Genomic DNA, 6,092 nt, shown 5'->3' on the forward strand with positions numbered 1-6,092 from the left:
AACCTCGTGATATTTTTGGCGGAGAGGGAGGGATTCGAACCCTCGGTATCCGTAAGGATACACATGATTTCCAGTCATGCCTGTTCGGCCACTCCAGCACCTCTCCAATATAGCTAAGCGGTCAGCTATCAGCTTTCTCACATACACCTGTGTGTTTGTTTTTGGCGGAGAGGGTGGGATTCGAACCCACGGTACCCGTGAGGGTACACCGGTTTTCGAGACCGGCCTGTTCGACCACTCCAGCACCTCTCCGATATTTATTTTTCTCGCAAAGTCTGAAAAAACGCCCGCAACACCTGACCACACGCATCTTCTAACACCCCTCGGCGCACATCCAGGCGATGATTCAGACGTGTATCTTCCACAATATTTCTCAGGGATCCGCAAGCCCCGGTTTTGGGATCGCACGCACCAAAAACCAACCGGGACAATCGGGCAAGCACCATAGCCCCCGCACACATCGCACAGGGTTCCAGCGTTGCGTAAAGCACGCAATTATTTAGCCACCGAACGCCCAACTTTTTTGTCGCCTGCCCAATAACGAGCATTTCGGCATGCGCGGTGGGATCATTTAGCTGGACAATGCGATTGTGATCTCGTGCGATTACCTCGCCATTGTGCATCACAACAGCGCCAATAGGCACTTCCTGCTCGCTCGCTGCCATGCGGGCTTCTTCGAGCGCAAATTTCATGCCTGTCAGGTCATCATCCAGCACGGACACCCCGCGAAAACAACACTGGTCACAGAGAAAAAAATATACGGGTTTCCCCACAGCGAGTCAACCATCAACATCAGGGCATCCAGATATTCCACTCGCCATACTTTTCCCAGACACGACATGCGTCACAGGTACACATCCACCGGAGGGCAAAACGCGGTTTATTGCTTGTATTGAGAGACCCGCAGTGTACTAACAAATAATGAAAAAACATGACATCGCCTCGGGATGGCCTCAACTCAATCGGCTCTCCCAGATCGAACCTTTGTTGCGGTTTCGCAAAATCCGACAGCATTCGATACCGGTCAGGATCCTGCACTGCCATCTCGCTGAACTTCCGATGCGACCCTGGCCAGACCGCGGTCCCACCGCCCTGCGCAACACCAGAATCGAGATAAGTCAGAGAGGAAACCCGAAATGACCCGGGAAAAACACTGAAAGGTCGATGTCCGCCATCGACGTGCCCACTGAGATAATCCCATCCTCTCGGAACCGGAAATACACTGCGTGCCCACACAGCCTCAGGCTGTGGTTTCCGACAGTGAAATGCATCTGCATTCTCCCGGACCAGTTGGCTCTGCGCCTCGTAAAATGCGGGCGTACAACAAGCCAGCAACGCGGGATCACAAACCCCAAAATGTTCAATCAACCCCTGTCGGGCGATTGTATTCACCCCATCTGTTTCGTCTGGCAAAGGAGACCACGAAGCCGGATCATCCCGATCCATCCCGAGCACAGACCACATCGCAGCTTCCGCATTGGCAATCGTCTCTTCTGGAATCAATCCCGACACCAGCACATATCCATCCCGGTCATACTGCGCCAGTTGCTCCTGTGAAAGCATAGTCATCCCCTATTTAAAAGAACATTCAGCTCAATCCCGACTCTCATCCTCCACCTCATCAATTTCTCGAACGCGCGCCGCATATTGACCGCCCTCAAACGGAGTGCTCAACCACGTCGCAACAATCTCTTTCGCCACAGTATCGCCCACCACGCCCACACCGAGACACAAAATATTGGCATCCACATGGGCGCGGGCAAATTTGGCAGACGTCACATCGTGACACGAAACAGCGCGAATCCCCTTTACTTTATTCGCAACGAGGGCAGCCCCCGTACCTCCCCCATTGACCACAACCCCCGTCATCAAATTCTTCTCCAGGACAACGTCAGCCACCGCCTTTGCCACACCGACATAAGACGCCTCTTGCGGACTATGCACACCACAATCCATCACCTCTCGCCCGGCATCTTGCAACATAAGCACAATCTGTTTCTTCAGTTCAAATCCCTTGTGGTCTGCACCAATAGCTAATACACTCGACTTCTGCGGCTCTTGAATCACCGCCTCATCATCAGCCACAACCAGACGCACCTTCTGCTGCCGTATCAAATCCCGCGCCAACGGCGTCACAATCGCATTGGGCGTCACATAAACCGCATCGCCACCGCGACTTATCGCAGATTTGACCAGATCCTCCGTCACCAGACTCACCGGCGGATCAATCGGTGCAGATACCGCGTCCCCCTCCAACGCCTTCAACCGCCGCACAACTTCGGCAACAATCCGCTGTATCAATTTTTCATCTGACATAAAAATAGCAAGAGGCTGGGGACTGGTAGGTTGGGTAGTTGGGCTAACCTCTGGAAACATAGATGTTCACCGAAGGTATGTCAAGGAGATTGCCCTGATAGCCAGACGCTGCAAAGTCAACGGATCAAAAATTGCGCTTGACACTCCTATTCACTTCCAGTAGATTTCATCGCTATTGGAAATATTACGTTCCGGCGTAGCTCAGTCGGCAGAGCAAGTGGCTGTTAACCACTGGGTCGTAGGTTCGAGTCCTACCGCCGGAGCCAAGAATATCTTCTCGCTGAATTTTAATCTATCTGTTTCATTGCAAAAAAAAGCCCGTCAATAACCACCGATTGACGGGCTTTTTCTTATGTCTGATCAAGCATCATAACCACAATACTACGAAAAACTACATCAATCACAGGCTTGAAACACAAGCCCTAAACTCTCCACCGAAGCGGGGTAACTCCAGGATAGATTCGGAATTCGGCAACAGCATCGTTTCGGGGGTTACTCCACTTTCTGCCAGGGGGCGACAATGGAGTAACCGCGCCGTCAGCGCACCTCGCTGATCTCGACCTCCCGTCCTGACGGTGATACCTCCACCCGGTGTTCGCGCCCGTCGAGAATGAAGTTCGCGCCCGGGCGCAAGAGTCCGGGCCTTGTTCGACTGTCAGAGTCGAAAAGACACTCGTCGAGTGCGCCGTTGCGGTCAACGTCAATACAGACCGCATCCCGTTCCTCCGAATCAAACAGACCGTCGGCGTCGGCGTCCACGGTCGCCACCAGAACGGGGTCTCCTTGAGGACTCTCAACCGTTCCCATCCAGATGCTCGCTCCCATGTATCCAACACTCCCGCCCAGATTGTGCGGTGTCCATAGCCGGATCCGGTAGGGAATCTTCTCGCCCGAGACATAGGAAACCGTCACGTCGGTGCTCACGCCAGGCCTCCAACTACCAGCACTCGAGCCTCTGCGAGAGTTTCCAAGCACCAGGGCTTGACCGTCGTCCGTCAGATCGCCGTTGTTGTTCCGATCGACGTAGATTTTGTCGAAATGTTCATGCCAATAGCCGGAGTATTCACTATCGTCGCGGCAAAGACCCGGCAGGAGAGTGGCTTCGCACCGCTCTTTTTGATCGAAACGGTCAACCATGATCGGAATCCCGGTGCGCGTTCCACTCCCGAGTTTCAGCGATGCGTAGGCTTGCCGATCTCCTTGGGGTGAAGGATACTTGATTCCGGACGGCTTTTGCGAACTCAAGCGTGCCGACTGACTACGCCTGACGTCAGAGGCAACACTATAGGCAAAGTGGATGCGCTTCCGCTTTAGACCCGGTGTCCCCTCGGGTGGCGGTGAAAGTGTCCGATCCTCTGTATCCGGGATTCCATCGTTGTCATCGTCGTCGTCCAGGTTGTCGCCTATGCCGTCGCCATCCGTGTCCACGCTTTCATTCGGGTCCAGCGTGAACGGGTCGGAACTGTTGTCCACGCCGTCGCCGTCCGCGTCTCGGTCCATGAAGTTGCCGATACCGTCCGCGTCGGTGTCGAGCCAGTCGCGCGCGTCCAGCGGCAGCGCGTCGATGAAGTCCGGCGCTCCGTCGTTGTCGTCATCGGAGTCCTGTTCATCCGCGATGCCATCCGCGTCCGCGTCGCCCTCACGCGGGATTCGCGTGCGCACTTGCCGACCACCATCCAGCAACCACTGAACGACCTCCAATCTCGTCGTTCCGCCAAGCCCGTCCGCACAGTGGCCGCCGGGTAAATCGGTGTATGCTTGTACGTCGAGTCCGAGAGTTTCCCCATAGTACTTGACGGAATCCAGCGCTTGCGAGTACAGGAAATCACCTGTGGTGGCTTCTACCACGACGCGAAAACGTTCCCTGACAAAGGCGGACGACGACGGAGTCCAAAGAAACAACGGCTCCCAATCCGGCCAGGAATACCTACGAATAAATGGCACATCACCGGAGTCGCCGCCGACCCCGCCGCACTTAGCCCACAGACCGCCACCGTACAATCCGGCGTATTGCTCGACGAACGTAGGGAGGAAGACGCTCCCCTGTGAGGCACCGCGCAACACGATGGCGTCGTGGTCCACGACCAGGGCCCCGTTGAAACCGCTCTGCAACAACTCATGAAGCAGCCGGCCATCCTCGAACATCCACGCCCTGCGACCCGCCGCGTTGGTCGGAAAACCGAGCAGATGGCGGGGATGACCCTCACTATATGATCGAGGCGAGGCGACGACGGCGTAGGCAAGGCCCGTCTCGACCCACTGTGGATAGCCGCTGGGGTAATTGAGGATGTCCTGCTGTGTGCCAAGGTTGTTTCCATGCACATCGACGAGAACACCGCGCGGCTCACTCGTGCTCCAGGAATTATCGAGGTACAAGCGATACCGGATGGTGCGACCCCGGGAGTCCGTGAACTCCCCGTCCTGCGCGTCCTGCGGCCTCTGTTCGCCGAGCGTCCTTAAGGCGACGGGATCGGACCAGGCACTTTCCTCACGGTTCGCACCTGCGCCGACAAAGGACTGCACACGGAAATATACGGTCTGGCCCGGCGAAAGGTTGGCTACTCTGAAGGAGAGTGTTCCAATGGCGAGTTCGACGCTTGGATCGTCGTCGGTGAACAGGGAATCGTCCACGCTGTACTGGATCCTGTAACCGTCGACTCCCGCCACTTCCCGCCACTTCAATTCGATGTACAATACGCCAAGTCCCCAGCCCCTTATGGAGGGCGTATCGGGAGGCGAAGACGGCTGATCGCATGTCGAGCCAAACACCTTCACAAAGAGCAGAAAATCAGGGATGCCGATGTCCCCACTACTGTCCATATCCATAAGCACGTTGAACGTAGCATCACCAGATGATGTGCCAAACACCTTCACAAAGAGCAGAAAATCAGGGATGTTGACCATCCCATTCTTGTCAAAATCACCAGAACATTGTGCAGAAGCCTGACCCACACAGACCAGCAACCCCACAGCGGTCATTAACAGCATTCCTTTTTTCAACAACATTTCCAATCTCTCCGAATTTAATTGAGGGGTGTGCATAAATATAATTGACATAGTCGGTAAAAGTCACCACTTGTAGAAGCAACCAAACTTCACATGCAGTTGGCCGCGGCAATACAAGATATTGAGCAGTCAATTTCCTTTCCACCGCGCGGCATCAGCAACAGACCACAGATGGGTCAGGCAGATCATGAGATTGCGGCCTATTGTAAAAGCACGATCCCAAAAAGGAGGCTCTATTAGCACCGCCCCAGGAGCAAGCGAGTCGTGGAATGTCGTGAAAAATTGAATCCAAAGATGACTCCACAAGAAAAACGCAACGAGAAAAAGAGAAAAACCAGCGAATAAACGCCCCTGGATGATCTGACCAAGACCGGGGACAATCAGACTGCAAACAAGAATCAAACAACCAGAACGATTTTCACGCATAAAGCCCTCAATTCAAACTCGCCAAATACGCCTTCAGTTGTGAACGGAAAATTCGATGCGTGTGCCCAGGATAAAGCCCGTCAATCAGCGAATTGGCCGCCTGCTGAAGATACACCGCCTTGCTCTGTGGAGTTCCCCCTGCGGGGTAACTTCATTCAGGGTCTTTTTCTCAGTTATGAGATATCGGCGCTACTTGAGGTAGAGTAGCCGTTGCGTCTGCACCCCGCCGGGATAGCTCAGACGTGCGATGTAGATCCCCGTTGACAACGAGACGCCCCGCTGGTCGAGGACATCCCACCGTATCTGGTAGGAGCCTGCGGCCTGGGACTGATCCACCAATGTGC

The 6,092-nt window shown here is 54.7% G+C and carries 5 protein-coding genes and 3 tRNA genes; 1 reads left to right on the plus strand and 7 read right to left on the minus strand.

The annotated features are described in order from the left end of the window. Nucleotides 1-16: 16 nt before the first annotated feature. From OXH16_21815 to OXH16_21835, 5 genes are all read right to left on the minus strand, one after another. Nucleotides 17-106 (minus strand) — tRNA-Ser (locus tag OXH16_21815). A 56-nt stretch (nt 107-162) separates the two neighbouring features. Then, nucleotides 163-252: transfer RNA gene (locus OXH16_21820), tRNA-Ser, on the minus strand. Nucleotides 253-257: 5 nt separating this feature from the next. Continuing rightward, complete coding sequence (tadA, locus tag OXH16_21825; protein ID MCY3684047.1) at nt 258-692, minus strand: tRNA adenosine(34) deaminase TadA; 435 nt, start codon at nt 690-692, stop codon at nt 258-260. A gap of 100 nt (nt 693-792) precedes the next feature. Continuing rightward, entirely contained in the window at nt 793-1,563 is a 771-nt protein-coding gene (locus OXH16_21830) for a phytanoyl-CoA dioxygenase family protein (GenBank protein MCY3684048.1), read from the minus strand. Nucleotides 1,564-1,593: 30 nt separating this feature from the next. Further along, the gene (locus OXH16_21835; protein ID MCY3684049.1) at nt 1,594-2,316 is read right to left on the minus strand and encodes an RpiB/LacA/LacB family sugar-phosphate isomerase; all 723 of its coding nucleotides are present in this window, start codon (nt 2,314-2,316) and stop codon (nt 1,594-1,596) included. Between the two features lie 190 nt (nt 2,317-2,506). Between OXH16_21835 and OXH16_21840 the strand changes: the two genes are divergently transcribed. Continuing rightward, a tRNA-Asn gene (locus tag OXH16_21840) sits at nt 2,507-2,582 on the plus strand. Between the two features lie 271 nt (nt 2,583-2,853). Here OXH16_21840 and OXH16_21845 read toward each other — a convergent pair. Both OXH16_21845 and OXH16_21850 read right to left on the minus strand, forming a co-directional pair. Beyond that, the gene (locus OXH16_21845) at nt 2,854-5,373 is read right to left on the minus strand and encodes a hypothetical protein (protein ID MCY3684050.1); all 2,520 of its coding nucleotides are present in this window, start codon (nt 5,371-5,373) and stop codon (nt 2,854-2,856) included. A gap of 78 nt (nt 5,374-5,451) precedes the next feature. Then, nucleotides 5,452-5,748 (minus strand): hypothetical protein, encoded by a 297-nt coding sequence (locus tag OXH16_21850; GenBank protein MCY3684051.1) that lies wholly within the window; start codon nt 5,746-5,748, stop codon nt 5,452-5,454. Nucleotides 5,749-6,092 lie beyond the last annotated feature (344 nt).

Source organism: Gemmatimonadota bacterium (genome assembly GCA_026705765.1).
In the GTDB taxonomy this organism is placed as follows: domain Bacteria; phylum Latescibacterota; class UBA2968; order UBA2968; family UBA2968; genus VXRD01.